Raw genomic sequence first — 15,987 nt, 5'->3', positions numbered from 1 at the left:
CGTCGGAACGCCGGTTTCCCGTGTCCGAAGCTTAGGCCTTGGCAGCCTTGGCTTCGCGCACGCGCTGCTTCAGACGCTCTTCACGGCGCTTACGGCGGCGATCCAGTTCTTTCTTACGCTCAATTTTCTTATGTGCCATGATTCCCTCCAGGGGCAAGCCCCGTTAATATAAGTGGGTATTCATATGCTCTTTGATCGGCAAAGTCCAGCCCCGAGCCACATTCCGGGCCGAAAACACTGACCGCAGGCGGAAAAATATCTGCCTCGCCTAGTGCCTTCCGGCGCTGTTGCCCGCATCGTAAAAGCCGCTGATATTGCCGCCAGCCTCCAGCCCGCACGGCCAGAAACCATAACGGATCAGGATGTTCCGCAATTCCGGGAGCAGTTCTTCCGGCAGTTTTTCAGCCTGCAACACAGGCTCCGGCGTGAGCCGCAGACGAAAATCCCCCAGCTCGCCCACGCTGCCCTCCTCCAGCACAATACAGTGCGACTCCCCTTGTGCGGGGGCGGTTGCTCCCAATGCTGCAAGATCGGCCTCCGCCGCTGCCAGACGCGCCAGCGTGTCGGCCTCGGGCCTCATGCCATAGGCCAGCCGCGTCAGCAGGCAGGGCCGTGCGCGCTGCCACGGCCTGTCCAGCCCTGTGGCTCGGGCAGCCTCGCGCACTTGCGCCTTGGTCAGCCCGGCTTCGGCCAGGGGGGAACGCACGCGACCTTCTTCAAGTGCACGCAAGCCCGGTCTGTAGGCCTGCAAATCATCGGCATTGGTGCCATCGCAGAGCACGCGGTCATGAGCTTCCGCCATGGGGGCAAGCTCGCCGCGCAACAGAGCCACAAGCCCGGTTTTGCAGCCGTAGCAGCGTTGGGGGCTGTTGGTCTCCACCTCCGCCAAGGCAAGAGGATCAAACCGCGCCGTATGCAGGCGCAGGCCGCGCTCACTCGCCCAGGCTGCGGCCCCGGCGCTTTCCTGCGGGGGAATGTGCGGGCCGTAAACATGCACGGCCAGCACGTCGCAACCGCACAACAGGGCCGCGTGGCATAAAAAACGGCTGTCCAGCCCGCCGGAAAAAGCCACCGCCACGCGGGGCAGATCGCGCAGCACCGTGGCAAGCGCAGCTGGAACCTGATCCGCACGGAAAGGATTTTTACTCATATCTTCGTCTTCTGATGGGGCAAAAAGCCGCACAGGCCCGTGGGCCGAGCCTACCAGGTCATACGCACCTTGGCCCCGTGCCCGGCCATATATTCCTTGCACTGCCGGATGGAGTACTGCCCGTAGTGAACAATGGACGCGATCAGCGCAGCTGAGGCCCCGCCCTCGGTAACAGCCTCAACCATGTGGCGCGGCTCGCCCGCACCGCCGGAAGCGATTACAGGGATGGACACGGCATCGACTATGGCGCGGGTCAGCTTGAGTTCGTAGCCGTCCTTGGTGCCGTCCGCATCAATGGAATTGACGCAGAGTTCGCCAGCGCCCAACTCCTGGCAGCGGCGCGCCCAGGCAATGGCGTCCAGCCCCATGCGCTTGCGACCGCCGTGGATGACGATTTCATAGCCGGAGGGAATTTCTGCGCTTACCGGAACAGCCAGCACGTCCATGCCCACCACGATAGCCTGGGAGCCGAAGGCATCCGCGCCATCGCTGATGATGTGCGGATCCTTGACCGCCGCCGAATTGACCGAAACCTTTTCCGCCCCGGCCAGCAGCACCGCGCGCATGTCTGCCACGCTGGAAATGCCGCCGCCAACCGAAAAGGGAATGAAAATCTGCTCCGCCACGTGCTCCACTACATCAATAAAGATACCGCGCGCCTCGGCAGAGGCCGTGATGTCGTAGAACACGATTTCGTCCGCGCCTTCCTCATAATACCGCCGTGCGGTTTCAACCGGATCGCCGATGTCTTCGTTGCCCACAAATTTGACGCCCTTGGTCAGCCGCCCGTTGCGCACATCCAGACAGGGAATCACTCGCTTACTGAGCATGACGCGCCTCGCAGTAGTCGTAGAAGTTGCGCAGAATTGTCAGCCCCGGACGCCCGCTTTTTTCGGGGTGGAACTGGGTGGCCCACAGGCCGTCGCGCCCGTATACGGAGCAGAATTCTTTGCCGTAGGTGGTGGTGGCGATCACAAAAGTGGGGTCCGGCTCCACATAATAGCTATGCACAAAATAGAATTCCGCTGTGGGGGCAACGCCCGCGAGCAGGGGGCAGGGGGCGGATACTTTCAGGCTGTTCCAGCCCATGTGCGGGATAGGCGCGGGGGTGCCGTCCTCTTCGCGCATGTTGTCTTCAAAACGGCGGCAAAGGCCCGGCACGATGCCAAGGGTTGTGGTGTCGTTTTCTTCACTGCGGTCAAGCAGAATCTGGCAGCCCAGACAGATGCCCAGCAGGGGCTGACCACGCTTGACGGCCTCGCGCAGCAGCACGTCAAGGCCCGTGGGGTGCAGGGCGCGCATGGCCTGCCCGGCAGCGCCCACACCGGGGAAAATGATGCCGTGGGCGCGCTCCAGTGTTGCGGGGTCCGCCGTGATGGCGCAAGGTATTCCCAAATGTTCAAGGGCGCGGCGCACGCTCGTCTGATTGCCTGCCTTGTAGTCCAGAATGGCCAGCATGGTGCATCCTCTGCTTGTTGTTGCCGTGGGGAGATTGGCGGCTGGTGGCTTTGAAAGGTGCATCATACCTTTTTGCCGGTGTGCAGGCAACGCGCAGGTTGGCATGATGCCCCGGCATCGCAGGAAAAATCAGCGCACCGGCAAGCGGCGGCGGCAAACCTTTTGCGGAACGGCGTGACAATTTTAATGTTCACGGTTATTATAAAAACCGTGAACAGTGAAATTGTCCATGCAAAGAATTTTTTAATATTTCACGATAGTTATCACGCCATCTGCGCAGGAGGCCAGCATGTATTTTCCCACTGCAGGCATTGAATGCAATCCTTTTGTTCCTTTTGCGGTGGCCCTTGGCATCTCTTTTTTCACATCCATGGGCGGCATCTCGGGCGCTTTTTTGCTGCTGCCGTTTCAGATGAGCGTTCTGGGCTATACCAACCCCAGCGTCAGCGCCACCAACCAGTTCTTTAACGTGCTGGCCTGCCCCTCGGGCGTATGGCGCTACTGGCACGAGGGGCGGCTTGTGTGGCCGCTGGCCTTTACCATTGCCCTGGGCACACTGCCGGGCGTGTTTATTGGGGCCATTGTGCGCATCAACCTGCTGCCCAATCCCCAGAGCTTTAAAATCTTTGCAGGCCTTGTGCTGCTGTACATCGGCGGGCGCATGGCCATGACCACATGGCAAGGCAGGGCCTCGCTGTGGTCGCGCAAGGAAAAGAAAGAGAACATGCCCACCTGCGAGGACAAAAACGGCAGGCTCATGTGCTGTCACGTGCTCTACTGGAACATGAAGGAAGTGGCCTTTGTATTTCAGGAAACCAAGTATGTTGTCGCCACCCGCGCACTTGTGCTGCTGAGCCTTGTGGTGGGCCTTGTGGGCGGCATCTACGGCATCGGAGGCGGGGCCATCATGGCGCCGTTTCTGGTTTCGTTTTTCGGGCTGCCTGTCTATGTTGTTGCAGGCTCCACGCTCTTTGCCACCTTCGTAACATCCGTGGCGGGCGTGTCGTTTTACGCCCTGCTCGCGCCCTTTTACCCGGATATGGCCGTTGCGCCCGACTGGCGTATGGGCGTTCTGGTGGGCCTTGGCGGCATGTGCGGCATGTATGCCGGGGCGCGTTGCCAGAAATATGTGCCTTCTCTTGCCTTGAAGGCCCTTCTGACCGCAGTTTTGCTCTTTACAGCCGTGCGCTATTTGGGCCAAGGTTTCTAGCGCCGCTGCCGCCCGAGTTTTTCTGGCCGGAGCGCTTTCGACCTGCCGCAGGGCAGCGCCGGAGGCGCTTCGCCTGTTTTGGGCGGGCAGCAAAGCCCCCACGGCGCGCGTTTTGCAGTATCGCGCGCGGCACTGTAAAGGAAATTGCAATGAATGATTCTTCCCGGTTGCCCATTGGCCTGTTTGATTCCGGCATGGGCGGCCTCACGGTTTTCAAGGCCCTGGCAGAATGTCTGCCCGACGAAGATCTGCTCTATCTTGGCGACACCGCCCGCCTGCCCTACGGCACCAAGGGGCGCGACACCATCACGCGCTATACGCTCAAGGCCGCTCAAAAGCTGGTGGACATGGGCGTTAAAATGCTCGTTATTGCCTGCAACACGGCAACCTCTGCGGCGCTTTCCGCAGTGCGGGAGCAGTTTGCCCCGCTGCCGGTCATGGGCGTGGTGGATCCCGGCGCGCAGGCGGCCGCCACAGCCAGCGCCAACGGTCATATAGTTGTAGTGGCGACAGAGGCCACCATCTCCGGCGGCGCATACCAAAAGGCCATTGCCCGCATCCGGCCCGACGCCGTTGTGACCGGGCGCGCCTGCACCCTCTTTGTGCCCCTTGCCGAAGAAGGCTGGATGAACGGCCCTATTGTGGAAGGCGTTGCAAGGCGCTATCTGGCTGATATTTTTCCGCTTGAGGGAGCCGCCCCCGCAGGGAATCTGGAACCCGATACCCTGCTGCTTGGCTGCACGCACTTTCCACTGTTGCAGGAGGCATTGCAAAACGTGGTGGGGCCACAGGTGCGGATAGTGGATTCTGCCGCCACCACGGCACAGTGCGTGGCTGACGAACTGCGGGCCACCAACCTGCTGCGATCTGCGGATAGCGCCGCGCACTACCGCTTTTTGACCACTGACAATGCCGCCCGCTTTGCCCGGACAGGCAGCCTTTTTCTGGGCCGAAACCTCGGCGATGACGAAGTTTGCCTGGTTGACCTGTAACAGTATTTTTTAATCATTATATTTCGGGCAGATAAAAAACCTCCAGTAAGGGGCTGACTCTTGCATCGAGCCTGTTTGCCCAAACGGTTTTTCGTGAAAAGCTAGAGCAGACGCGGGATTCTGCGCTTTTTCGTTGACAGGAAACCGCCCCTAACGTAAGGAAACAAAAGTTCTGACCGCTGTAGAAGCGGTTTTGATTACGATTCCCCCATGACGTGAAAAAGCCTTGGCGGCTTTTTTGCGGCTGTTTCTTTTGAGTGCGGCGTATCGGGCTCAGGCACCAGACTTCTGGCATGTCGACCCGATCCGGCTTGCAGGGAATAACCGAAATCCTTTATGGAGTAGCATCATGACCAAAGCTGAGCTCGTAGAAAAGATCCATGCCAAAGCCGGCCTGCCCACCAAGGCCAAAGCCGAAGAAGCTCTTGACGCCGTGGTGGCCTCGCTGCGCGAAGCCCTGGCCTCTGGCGAATCCGTGACCTTTACCGGTTTCGGCAGCTTCAAGGTGGTTGAGCGCGCCGCCCGCAAGGGTCGCAACCCCCGCACCGGCAAGGAAATCACCATTCCTGCCAGCAAGGTTGCCAAGTTCACGCCCGGCAAGGGCCTGAAAGACGCCATTAAGTAAGTGGCGTAGCAGCACAATTTTTTCGGCGGCGCTATTGCCTTCACACAGGGTAATCGCGCCGTCGATATTTTCTCCTGCCATGTACGCGGCATTTTGGCCGCCTCTGCATAAAGCCGGAGAAACACCCCTGCGGAGGGGTGGCAGAGCGGTTGATCGCGGCGGTCTTGAAAACCGTTGAAGGTGTGAGCCTTCCGGGGGTTCAAATCCCTCCCCCTCCGCCAGTTTGAGAAGCGTATAAAGCGGCTGGAATCCCACAGGATTTCAGCCGCTTTTTGTTTGGTTGTCAAAAAAATGCTGAGCATGCAGCCCACACGCATTAGCCAAGCAGTTACTCCACCATCTGCGCTAGGGCAAAAGGCATTTAAATTTTCTAGCACCCCTGCGTATAGAACAATGCCAGCCCGCCGCGCGCGGTTTCGCGGTAGTCGTCCTTCATGTCGCGGCCTGTCTGGTTCATGGTGCGGATGCAGAGATCAAGCCCCACAGGGTGTTTGGTACCCTGCCCTGTGCGGGCCATCATCCAGGCGTTCCACGATTTCACGGAACTCATGGCATTGCGCGAAATACAGGGAATCTGCACATAGCCGCCCACAGGGTCGCAGGTCATGCCCAGGTGGTGTTCCAGCGCAAATTCCGCCGCATTTTCCACAACATCGGGCGTTTCGCCCATCACCTGCGACAGCATGGCAGCCGCCATACTTGAGGCGGAGCCGATCTCGCCCTGACAGCCCACATCCGCGCCCGCCACACTGGCGTGCCGCTTGATAAGCGTACCCACCATGGAGGCAACCAGCAGGCCGTCCACAAGGTCGGCCTCTGTTTTGCCGCGCTCCTTGATGAGCATGTGTACCACCGCAGGCATAACTCCTGCGGAACCCGCCGTGGGCGCTGTCACAATGGGGTGCCCCATGGCGTTTTCTTCCGACCCGGCCTGCCCGTAGGCCGACAGCCGCGCCGCAAAGGCATCCGCTGGCTCCGGCGAGCTGGCGGCCTGCTCCAGCATGAGCTTGGCCCGGCGCTCCAGACCAAACGGCCCCTTGAGCTTGCCTTCCAGACCAAGGCCCGTGGCGGCGCAACTGTCCATCACGTGGATGATGCGCTGCGCGCCCTGCCGGATGTTCTGTTCCGACTGCCCGGTGATGGCCATTTCGTTTTCAAGCATAATAAGCGGGATGCTCTTGCCCGTGGTCTTCACGATTTCAAGCAGGCCATTCATGGAATCAAAGGCATGCACGGGCTTGCCTTTGTCCGGGGCCTTCCAGCCCTTCCACTGCAAAAATCCGCCGCCCACGGAATAGTATTCGCGCGAGGCAAGCTGCTTGCCCTTGCCCAGCAGCTCAATGACCAGCACGTTACTGAACGGGGCCTCGATGGTGCCCTGCTCAAAGATCACGTCCGAATCCTTGAGCGGAATCCGGGCCGGGCCAAGCACCACGGTGCGGGTGTCGTCCGGCTTTACAAAAAGATTGTCCAGAAATTCGGCCTTGCATTCATCGGGCTTTTGCCCAAGCAGGCCCGCCGCCACGGCGCGGTCAGTGCCGTGCCCCTTGCCCGTGGCCGAGAGGCTGCCGTACAGATGCACCTTGACGGCGTCCGCCTGGGCAAGCTGCTCCTGCGGCAACTGGGCGCACAGATGGATAAAATCATTGCCCGCCGACATGGGCGCAATGGTGTGCGAACTGGAGGGGCCAGGGCCGATCTTGAACATCTCGAACACGGTCACATCAATGGGATTGGCGCACACGGAGCCAGGCTTCCACAGGGGGTCAAAGCCTGCCCACGTGAGTGAGGGCAGGCACAGGCCCGCGCCCGTCACAGCCATTGATTGCAGGAAACGCCGACGATTACAGTGCATACATGCATCCTCCTGAGTTATCTGGCAGATTGCGAAGCCGACTGCCGGGGCTTTTGGTACGAAACCGGGCCGGTGGAATAGTTGGTGCGGGGCAGCCATGCATCGGGATAGCCTATGTTCTGGGCCATTTTGTCCGGGCTGTTGAGAAAACCCTGGCAGTGCCGCGCCACCAGTTGGGGGAAGAATTCCCGCCAGTCGCGCAACGCCCCCTCTGCCTGCGCCCGCAGAGCCTTGGCAAAGGCGGCCTGCGCCTGCGCCGGGGAGGATGCCGCCTTGGGGGCAAGTTCCTTTTGCAGCGCGGCTACGCGGGCGGCAAAGGCGGCTTCCATGCTGGCCGCTCTGGTCTGAATCTCCTGAGAAATCAGGTCGTAACGGATGTTGGCGTAATCGCTCACCAGGGAATAGGCCCACCATGCGGAATCATTGGCAAAACGGCGGGTGTCGCCCTGTTCGTAGCCTGCGGGCATGGGGGCGACCGCCAGCGGCACAAAGACAGATTCCGCCGCCGGAGCGAGCGCAACCCAGCACACCAGCGCCAGCGGTTCCGGCACATCGGGCCGATACTGCGCAATGGTGGTGTAGCCCACATAATACATGCCCATGGGCCGTTCCCACGCGCCTTCAAGCTTGGTGGTCGGGCTTACATCGCCGCTGGGGTCCTTGGGACCGATAATGCGGTTGGGATTGCCAAACGGCCCCGCCGCAACGCCCTTGGTAAGGTCGAATTCCGTTCCCTCGTAGTGGTCGCGGTGCATGCGCTTGATGTCGTTCAAGCTCAGCAGCTTGTCCGGCTTGACGGAAAAGGGATATGCGCGTGTTGCGCCCTTTTCCACCCAGGCGGGCAGTTTCAGCGAGGGTGCCGCCAGAGAGAGCGCCCGCCACACGCGCCGCAGCGAATAATACGGGTGATTATACTCGCCATCGCTCACGGTGGTCAGCCAGTCCAGAGGTTTGGAGGCGTCCTTGGGGCTGCGCAGGTTGTACTTGTCTACTGTGGCAAACAGGGTTTTGCCGTACATCTGGTCAGGGTTGCCGGGCGTGATGTCGCGGATGCGAAATTCATTGGCCGCCACAAAAAACTGACCGTCCGGCACGCGCTGGGCCACCCACAGCCCGCCGGTACCCGCCGGGGAGGGGGCCATTTCCATAACCCATGCTTCGTTTTTGTCGGCCACAGGCAGGGTTTCGCCCGTTCCGTAGTAGCCATACTGCTCAATGAGCGCGCCCATCAGCTCAATGGCCTCGCGGGCGGTTTTGCAGCGTTCCAGCGCCACGCGCGCCAGCTCGGACGAATAGAAAATGCGCTTGCCCGGCTCTGCCGTGCAGGTATTGTGCGCCCCATCCGTGCATTCGCCAAACATGAGGCCATGCTCGTTCATGATGGCGTAGTTGCCGTCAATATAGGCAAAGGTGTGCCGCACCTGAGGGATGAAGCCGATGGCAATCGTGCGCGGCGTATCCGGGTGATTATATCCCGGCGCGCGCTTGGGGTCTGAAAGGCGGGGAACAAGAAAGGTATTGGTGGCGGGATTCTCCTTCACCGCCACGGCGGAATCGTACACAGGGCGCTGCGCGCCTTCCGGCCAGTCACGGGCGGGAACATACACAATGGACTGGTCGTTGAGGTCGTTGTCGTCAGAATGGCTTACCATCACGGAGCCGTCTGCGCTGGCCCCCCTGGTAACAATAAAGGTAGTGCAGGCAAGGGCTGCCTGGGGCAGCAGCAGGGCCAGAGAAACACAGCATAAGACGATCAGCCGCTTCATGGAACCTCCATAAAAAATCAGACCGTAACATCCCGCATGTCCAAACCGATACGCAAAAACGCCAGCGACCCCGGCGGCAGACGCTGGAATGCTGTACATCAAATCAGCAAACTGTTTTTCTTTTTTGTAACGCAGGGGCGGCAGGGGCACAAGGATTGCGCAGGCCGAAGTGCTTTTTGATTGTAAAACAGTAGCAATCCGAGCCGAGAATTGCTATTGGTAATCCATTGTCATCTCCAGATCAGCACATCCCGCATTTGTAAAAATGCCGGGGTTCCCGTCCAGGTTTCAACGGCAGCAATTCCCCGCCCAGCGCTGTTTCAGGCGCCCACCCAATGACGGCATGAACCGCCACGGAGGTTTGTCCATGCTTGCTTCTCCCTACAAAGAATTCAAAGAAGCCCTTTTGGACTTTATTCCCAAAGACCGCATCCATACTGATCCCCTGCGCCTGTTGGCCTACGGCACAGACGCCAGTGTGTACCGCCTGATCCCCAAGATCGTGGTGGACGTGCTGGACGAGGCAGAAGTGGTGCAACTGGTGGCCCTGGCAGACCGCATGCGCGTGCCTGTGACCTTTCGCGCCGCAGGCACCAGCCTGTCCGGTCAGGCGGTGTCCGATTCCGTCCTTGTGCGCATCGGCAAGGGCTGGCGCAACTGGCGCGTGGGCGAAAACGCCGAGCGCATAACCCTGCAACCCGGCATCATCGGCTCCGGGGCCAACAAGATTCTGGCGGAATTTGGCAAAAAAATCGGGCCTGACCCGGCCTCCATCGACAGTTGCCTTATCGGCGGCATCTTTGCCAACAACGCCAGCGGCATGTGCTGCGGCACCTCCGACAACTCCTATAAGACCGTTGTTTCCTCGCGCATGGTGCTGGCAGACGGCACTCTGCTGGACACGGCGGATGCCAAAAGCCGCGCCGCCTTTGCCAGAACACACGCCCATATTCTCAACGGTCTTGCCGACCTGCGCAAACAGATCATGGACAATCCCGAGCTTGCCGACCGCATCCGGCGCAAGTTCAAGATCAAGAACACCACGGGTTACAGCCTCAACGCCCTGGTGGATTACGAAGATCCCTTTGAAATTTTGCAGCACGTCATGGTCGGCTCTGAAGGCACGCTGGGCTTTATCGCCGAAGTAACCTACCGCACGGTGGAGGAGGCCCCCTTCAAGGCCTCAGCCCTGCTGCTTCTGCCCACCGTCAAGGCCGCCTGTGATCTGGCCTCTGCCGTGGCAACCCTGCCCGTTGCGGCTGCGGAACTTATGGACAGAGCGTCCCTGCGCTCGGTGGAAGGCACCCCCGGCCTGCCCGAAGGGCTGGAAACCCTGGACGACGACGTCTGTTCCCTGCTGGTGGAAACCCGCGCCGCCACCCACGAGCAGCTTGAAAAGAACATCGCCACCATCAATGCGGCATTCAGCAACGTAACCTTTGTGCGGCCCTACGCCTTTACCGACAAACCCGAGGAATTCACCAAGCTGTGGCTCATCCGCAAGGGCATTCTGGCCTCGGTGGGCGGCATGCGGCCCGTGGGCACCTCCATTGTCATTGAAGACGTGGCCTTTACCCTCGACAGGCTGGGCGAGGCCGCCAAAGACCTGCAGGATCTTTTTGCCCGCCACGGCTACACGGTGGCCCCGCTCTTTGGCCACGCGCGCGACGGCAACCTGCACTTTGTTTTCTGGCAGGATTTTGGCGCTCCGGCAGAAGTGGCCCGCTACAAGGGATTCATGGAAGACTTCTGCAAGCTGGTTACGGAAAAGTACGATGGTTCGCTCAAGGCGGAACACGGCACTGGCCGCAACATAGCGCCCTTTGTGGAACTGGAGTGGGGCAGTCAGGCCTATGCCATCATGAAGAGCATCAAGAGCCTGCTCGACCCAAAGAACATCCTCAACCCCGGCGTGCTGCTCAACAGCGATTCGCAGGGGCATCTCAAAAATCTCAAGCCCCTGCACCCCGCCGACGAACTGGTGGACAAATGCATGGAATGCGGTTTCTGCGAGTCTGTCTGTCCCTCGCGCGATCTTACGCTCACGCCGCGCCAGCGCATCACCGTATACCGCGAAATCTGCCGCCTGCGCGAGGCTGCCCCTGAAAGCAGCGAGCTGAAAAAGCTGCAAAAGGGCTACGAATACATGGGCAAGGCCACCTGCGCCACAGACAGCCTGTGCCGCCCGCGCTGCCCCGCAGGCGTGGATACGGGCGTGTTCATCAAGAGCCTGCGCAAAAAGGACGCCGGTTCCCTCGGCAAAAGCATTGCCGGAACCATTGCCGACCACTTTGCGGGAACCTGCAAGGCCATGTCCATTGCGCTCAACAGCGTGGACGCCCTGCACCGCGCCCTTGGCACCACCATCATGCGCGACGGTTCGCGCCTCCTGCGCTGCCTCACCTTCAACAAGGTGCCGCTGTGGAACAAAAACATGCCCAAGGGCGGGGGCTCGGTCTATCTGCCCACCCCGTACTCGGGCAACGCCAAGAAGGTCGTCTACTTCCCCAGCTGCATCGCCCGCAACATGGGCCCCGGCGAGGAGCACAGCGACCGCCGTACAGAGCCGGAAGCGGTCATCAGCGTGCTGCTCAAGGGCGGGTATGACGTCATTCTGCCCAATAATCTGGACAAGCTGTGCTGCGGCATGGCCTTTGCCAGCAAGGGCCTCGCAGACGCCGCACACAAAAAAGAGCAGGAGCTGGAAAAGGCCCTGCGGCAGGCCAGCAACAATGGCGAATACCCCGTGCTGTGCGAAACCAGCCCCTGCCTGCTGCACATGAAGCAGACCCTCGACCCCGGCATCAAGCTTATGGAGCCTGTGCAGTTTATCCTTGAGAACCTCATGGATACGCTCAAGCTCAAAAAGCTGCCCAAGACCGTGGCCCTACACGCCACCTGCTCCATGCGCAAGATGGGCCTTGAGGGCAAGCTGGAAGAACTGGCCCGCAAGTGCGCCGAAACCGTGGTGGTGCCGGACGGCATCAACTGCTGCGGCTGGGCGGGCGACCGGGGCTTTACCCATCCCGAACTCAACGAGGCCGCGCTCAAGGGCCTGCGCATGCAGGTAAGCACCTGCGAGGTGGGCTATTCCTCCAGCCGCACCTGCCAGATCGGCCTGTCGCTGCACGGCGGCATCCCCTACTATTCCATTGTCTATCTGGTTGACGAAGCCAGCGAATAAACAGCAAAGCGGGCGGCTCTCATGGGAGAACCGCCCGCTGTTTTATGTGCAGGAAATGGGGATGCCGCGCCTGACGGCTTTGCCTTTTACGACTGCCGCCGCTTGAACATCTTTTCCAGTTCGGCGCCGTCCCAGCGCAAGACGCAGGGGCGGCCATGCGGGCAATATTCGCGGTCGGGCGTTTCCAGCCACTGCTGCAACAGCCCGGCGGCCTCGTCATCCGCAAGGCGTTGCCCGGCCTTGATGGCTCCCTTGCACGACATGGATATGAACATGTCGGCCAGATCATCCTTACGCCCGGCCAGGGCCTCGCGCAGAAAGTCCCTGGCCTCGGCGCGGGAGAGCACCGGAGGCATGGCGTTGACGCGCAGGTTGCCGCCGCTGACCTCAAGCGCAAAGCCCAGAGATTCCAGCCGGGGCCGCAATTCAAAAAAACGTTCCGTTTCAGCCGGATGCAGGGGCAGATCAAGCGGCAGGGCCAGCAACTGACCAGACCCGGCGAAGCCCCCACGCCGCAAACGGGCATACAGCACCCGCTCGTGCGCCGCGTGCTGGTCGAGCAGCAGCAGCGCGCCGGATGCGTCCCGCAATACCAGATAGGTCAGCGCCACCTGCCCGAGGTAGGCAAACTGCCCAACGCTCAAGGGCTGGCGTTCCTGCGCGGGTGGGAAAATGGCTTCACTGTGCTCGCCCGCCGTATTCGCAGCCTGATACGGGACAGCATCAGGAGTTTGGTGCGCATAGACAGAGGCCGCTTCCGCAAGGCCAGAAATATCTTCCGGCGCGGCAACAAACAGGGCGCTTTCTTTCTGCGTGGGCGCTTGTTCATGGGCAGATACCGCATCACTCTGAACAGAATCGCCCCACCAACTTGCTCCACTATCCGAGCCTGCGTCTGATTCGGGCAACCGGGCCTGCCACGAGGATTCCTCGTCCGGCCTGTCGTCCCGCTCCTGCGCCTTAATAAGTGGCGGGTTGTCCAGCCTGCCCCAAAAACCCTGCGGACGCGGGGCTGATTGTTGGGCAGAGGGCGCAAGGGCGCTTTCCGCAGTGTCGCCTTCTGGCGAGTTCGGCCACAGATTTTCGGCCACATCGTAGGAGGTCAGCAGTGCCCCCTGCACGGCATGCAGCACGGCAGAAAACACGGCGGACTCATCCCGAAAACGCACTTCAGACTTGGCGGGATGTACGTTCACGTCCACTTCCGCCGGGTCCATCTCCACAAACAGTGCTACCTGCGGATAATCCCGGCTGGTCATGCGGCCCTTGTAGGCCTCACGCACAGCAGCAAGCAGGCGCTTGTCCGTCACCGAGCGGCCATTGACGTAAAACAGCATGCGGTCGCCGCGCGGCTGGCTCACATTGGGCAGGGCGGCCAGACCGCGCACCCGGATACCGTGGCGGGTGCCGTCAAAGGGGCGTAGCGCCTCCACAATCAAACGGGGCCAGAGCACGCCAAGGCGGTCGGCAAGGCTTTGCCCCGGCAAAAACCGCAGTGCCTCGCGCTCGCCGGAGCTCAGGCTCAGGCCCACGGCGGGGCGGGCCAGAGCCAGCCGGGCCAGCCAGTCCTGCGCACGTTTGAACTCCGTGGATGGGGTCTTTAAAAATTTCAAGCGTGCTGGTATGTTGGAAAAAAGATCGCGCACTTCCACCCGCGTTCCCCGGTGCAGGGCTGCCGGGGCGGAAACCGTCAGCAAGCCGTGCTCCACCTCAACCCTGTGCGCCTGTGTCTGCCCGTCCGGGTCAGTCACCGCAGAGGTAATGGAAAAACGAGAAACCGAGGCAATGCTCGGCAGGGCCTCGCCCCTGAAACCGTAAGAGCTGATGTGCTCAAGGTCAGACAGGCTGGCAATCTTGCTCGTGGCGTGCCGGGTGACAGCCAGTTCCAGATCGGCTGCGGCTATGCCGCACCCGTCGTCCTGCACGCTGATAAGGCTTTGCCCACCGTTTTCAAGGCAAACGTCGATCTGCGCGGCATCGGCGTCAAGGCTGTTTTCAACCAGTTCCTTGAGCACGCTGGCAGGGCGCTCCACCACTTCACCAGCGGCGATCTGATTGCGCAACTCAGGCGGTAGCAAACGTATATGACGATATTTTTCAGACATAGGCCCAGTGTATTCGGGCGCGCTCCACAAGGCAAGCGGCCCCGCCTGCGGCGCATGCGCGGCTGCGTGTGGAGAATAAATTCCCGTGGCAGGGCTTGCCTCGGCGCACGCTGTGCTTATGTATGGAAGACGAGGCTGCGTATGCGCGCGGCCAGGCTTCTGGCAACACGCAAAGCAAGCCGGGAGGTTTCTATGTACAGCAACACACTGAAAGCCATTGCCGAACCGCTGCGCGGCACCCCAGTGCCCGCAGGCTTTGACCCTGAACTGCTCTATGTTGAGTGCGCCCGTTGCGGCTCGCCCGTCATGTGGGAGCAGGGCAAGGCCACCCATATCCTCAGCTTGGCGGGCATTGACCCCCTTGAACTTGATTCTTCCTGCATGCTGGTCACAGACGGCTGTCCCATGTGCAGCGGCAAAGATCAGTATACGGTACAGATTTTCCGGGTCAGCGGCGATGCGCAGACGCGCCGCCCCCCATTCTTCGGCAACGCATAGCCAGCGCGGGTCTACCCCGCCCGCGTAAACCCTAGCAGAAGGCTGCCGGATCATGTGCCCGGCAGCCTTTTTGCGTTCTGCCGCAGGCCGCACGATACACTTGCGGCGGACGCGCTTTTTCCAGCCCGGAGAGATTCTCCGGGCTTTTTTGTTGCCCCCGATGGGGGGCTGAACGTGTGCTCTGGCTGACCTTTCGTCAATTAACAAAAAACAACATTTTTCTGATAACATAGATAAAAAGTATGAGCTATATCCACAAAATTACCCCACCTGTCTTGACGATATTCCCCTTCAGGAGCATAACACAAAGCAACAAATTTGAAACAAAATTAACACACACCCGTCACACGCCGGAGCCGCCATGTTGCCAGCAGAACGCCGCAGAGAAATGGCCCGCCTCATCAAAAACCGGGGCGCGGTCAACACCCGCGAACTCGCCGAAGCGCTGGGCATTTCCACCATGACTGTGCGCCGCGACCTCAAGGTGCTGGAAGAACGCAACCAGCTTGAACTCACCTGGGGCGGGGCCGTGCCTCTATGTTTTGAAGCCAACGACATCCCCCGCGCCCGCAAGGCCGTTTCCATGCTTGAAGCCAAGCAGGCCATAGCCCGCGCCGCCTGCCAGTTTATCAAAAACGAAGACTTTATTGCCCTGGATGCGGGCACCACCAGCCTTGAGCTGGCCCGCCTGCTGCCCACCCTGCCCCTCACAAGCCTCGGCGTTGTCACGCCTGATCTGGAAATAGCCCTGCTGCTTTCGGGCTGCGACCATATTTCCGTCTTTCTTTCCGGCGGGCTTATCGACCCCGTCAGCCGCGCCTGCAACGACAGCGATGCCGTGGCCTACCTGCGCGGCCTGCGCCTCACCATGGCCTTTGTGGGCACCAACGTATGGGACGCGCACCACGGCGTCACCACCAGCACTTCCGCCAAGATGCATTACAAGCGCCAACTCATGGCCAGCGCCGACAAAACCTTTCTAATGGCGGACACGTCCAAGTACGCCAAGTTCAGCCCCTGGCTGGTGGCCGGGGTGGATCGCTTTGACCACATCATCACCGACAGCGGCCTGACCGCCGAAGCCCGCGCCGCCCTGCAAGACGCAGGCGCGCGCCTGTGCCTCGCCGACTAAGCCCGCCGCCGT

At 60.7% G+C, this 15,987-nt stretch carries 12 protein-coding genes and 1 tRNA gene; 7 read left to right on the top strand and 6 right to left on the bottom strand.

Annotation, left to right across the window (positions count from 1 at the left end; genetic code table 11):
* Positions 1-268: 268 nt before the first annotated feature.
* From ACUZ9P_RS04980 to hisH, 3 genes are read right to left on the bottom strand one after another with little or no spacing between them, the layout of a single operon-like run.
* Positions 269-1,150 carry a PP-loop family protein gene (locus ACUZ9P_RS04980; protein ID WP_449248873.1) on the bottom strand — a complete coding sequence of 294 codons (882 nt, stop codon included), beginning with the start codon at positions 1,148-1,150 and terminating at the stop codon, positions 269-271.
* Positions 1,151-1,200: 50 nt separating this feature from the next.
* Positions 1,201-1,980 carry an imidazole glycerol phosphate synthase subunit HisF gene (gene hisF, locus ACUZ9P_RS04975; protein ID WP_449248872.1) on the bottom strand — a complete coding sequence of 260 codons (780 nt, stop codon included), beginning with the start codon at positions 1,978-1,980 and terminating at the stop codon, positions 1,201-1,203.
* The gene (gene hisH, locus ACUZ9P_RS04970; RefSeq protein WP_240823335.1) at positions 1,970-2,608 is read right to left on the bottom strand and encodes an imidazole glycerol phosphate synthase subunit HisH; all 639 of its coding nucleotides are present in this window, start codon (positions 2,606-2,608) and stop codon (positions 1,970-1,972) included. The genes hisF and hisH overlap by 11 nt, the downstream gene beginning before the upstream one ends.
* Positions 2,609-2,897: 289 nt before the next feature.
* Here hisH and ACUZ9P_RS04965 point away from each other — a divergent pair, with 289 nt between their 5' ends.
* From ACUZ9P_RS04965 to ACUZ9P_RS04950, 4 genes are all read left to right on the top strand, one after another.
* Positions 2,898-3,818: a sulfite exporter TauE/SafE family protein gene (locus tag ACUZ9P_RS04965; RefSeq protein ID WP_449248871.1), complete on the top strand. Its 921-nt coding sequence runs from the start codon at positions 2,898-2,900 to the stop codon at positions 3,816-3,818.
* A gap of 149 nt (positions 3,819-3,967) precedes the next feature.
* Positions 3,968-4,810 carry a glutamate racemase gene (gene murI, locus ACUZ9P_RS04960; protein WP_449248870.1) on the top strand — a complete coding sequence of 281 codons (843 nt, stop codon included), beginning with the start codon at positions 3,968-3,970 and terminating at the stop codon, positions 4,808-4,810.
* A 349-nt stretch (positions 4,811-5,159) separates the two neighbouring features.
* A complete protein-coding gene (locus ACUZ9P_RS04955) occupies positions 5,160-5,435 on the top strand; it encodes an HU family DNA-binding protein (RefSeq protein WP_022659096.1) in 276 nt (91 codons plus the stop codon).
* Positions 5,436-5,566: 131 nt separating this feature from the next.
* A tRNA-Ser gene (locus ACUZ9P_RS04950) sits at positions 5,567-5,656 on the top strand.
* Between the two features lie 149 nt (positions 5,657-5,805).
* Here the strand turns inward: ACUZ9P_RS04950 and ACUZ9P_RS04945 are convergent.
* Both ACUZ9P_RS04945 and ACUZ9P_RS04940 read right to left on the bottom strand, forming a co-directional pair.
* Entirely contained in the window at positions 5,806-7,290 is a 1,485-nt protein-coding gene (locus tag ACUZ9P_RS04945) for an L-serine ammonia-lyase (RefSeq protein WP_449248869.1), read from the bottom strand.
* A gap of 17 nt (positions 7,291-7,307) precedes the next feature.
* Positions 7,308-9,056 (bottom strand): dipeptidase, encoded by a 1,749-nt coding sequence (locus ACUZ9P_RS04940; RefSeq protein ID WP_449248868.1) that lies wholly within the window; start codon positions 9,054-9,056, stop codon positions 7,308-7,310.
* Between the two features lie 367 nt (positions 9,057-9,423).
* On the opposite strand from ACUZ9P_RS04940, the gene ACUZ9P_RS04935 reads away from it, so the two are divergent.
* Entirely contained in the window at positions 9,424-12,240 is a 2,817-nt protein-coding gene (locus ACUZ9P_RS04935; RefSeq protein ID WP_449248867.1) for an FAD-binding and (Fe-S)-binding domain-containing protein, read from the top strand.
* 86 nt (positions 12,241-12,326) lie between these two features.
* Here the strand turns inward: ACUZ9P_RS04935 and mutL are convergent, their stop codons facing one another.
* Complete coding sequence (mutL, locus tag ACUZ9P_RS04930; RefSeq protein ID WP_449248866.1) at positions 12,327-14,345, bottom strand: DNA mismatch repair endonuclease MutL; 2,019 nt, start codon at positions 14,343-14,345, stop codon at positions 12,327-12,329.
* Between the two features lie 192 nt (positions 14,346-14,537).
* Between mutL and ACUZ9P_RS04925 the strand changes: the two genes are divergently transcribed.
* The gene (locus ACUZ9P_RS04925) at positions 14,538-14,843 is read left to right on the top strand and encodes a hypothetical protein (protein WP_051135428.1); all 306 of its coding nucleotides are present in this window, start codon (positions 14,538-14,540) and stop codon (positions 14,841-14,843) included.
* Positions 14,844-15,204: 361 nt separating this feature from the next.
* The gene (locus ACUZ9P_RS04920; protein WP_449248865.1) at positions 15,205-15,975 is read left to right on the top strand and encodes a DeoR/GlpR family DNA-binding transcription regulator; all 771 of its coding nucleotides are present in this window, start codon (positions 15,205-15,207) and stop codon (positions 15,973-15,975) included.
* Positions 15,976-15,987: the final 12 nt, after the last annotated feature.

Source organism: Desulfovibrio intestinivivus, assembly GCF_053570665.1.
Note: the sequence above shows the minus strand (reverse complement) of the source record. Positions and strands in the feature narration are given on the sequence as shown.

Coding starts and splice junctions, on each gene's coding strand:
- ACUZ9P_RS04925 (WP_051135428.1), top strand. CDS start 14,538: ATGTACAGCAACACACTGAAAGCCATTGCCGAACCGCTGCGCGGCACC.
- hisF (WP_449248872.1), bottom strand. CDS start 1,980: ATGCTCAGTAAGCGAGTGATTCCCTGTCTGGATGTGCGCAACGGGCGG.
- ACUZ9P_RS04955 (WP_022659096.1), top strand. CDS start 5,160: ATGACCAAAGCTGAGCTCGTAGAAAAGATCCATGCCAAAGCCGGCCTG.
- ACUZ9P_RS04945 (WP_449248869.1), bottom strand. CDS start 7,290: ATGCACTGTAATCGTCGGCGTTTCCTGCAATCAATGGCTGTGACGGGC.
- ACUZ9P_RS04965 (WP_449248871.1), top strand. CDS start 2,898: ATGTATTTTCCCACTGCAGGCATTGAATGCAATCCTTTTGTTCCTTTT.
- ACUZ9P_RS04980 (WP_449248873.1), bottom strand. CDS start 1,150: ATGAGTAAAAATCCTTTCCGTGCGGATCAGGTTCCAGCTGCGCTTGCC.
- ACUZ9P_RS04935 (WP_449248867.1), top strand. CDS start 9,424: ATGCTTGCTTCTCCCTACAAAGAATTCAAAGAAGCCCTTTTGGACTTT.
- ACUZ9P_RS04940 (WP_449248868.1), bottom strand. CDS start 9,056: ATGAAGCGGCTGATCGTCTTATGCTGTGTTTCTCTGGCCCTGCTGCTG.
- murI (WP_449248870.1), top strand. CDS start 3,968: ATGAATGATTCTTCCCGGTTGCCCATTGGCCTGTTTGATTCCGGCATG.
- ACUZ9P_RS04920 (WP_449248865.1), top strand. CDS start 15,205: ATGTTGCCAGCAGAACGCCGCAGAGAAATGGCCCGCCTCATCAAAAAC.
- mutL (WP_449248866.1), bottom strand. CDS start 14,345: ATGTCTGAAAAATATCGTCATATACGTTTGCTACCGCCTGAGTTGCGC.
- hisH (WP_240823335.1), bottom strand. CDS start 2,608: ATGCTGGCCATTCTGGACTACAAGGCAGGCAATCAGACGAGCGTGCGC.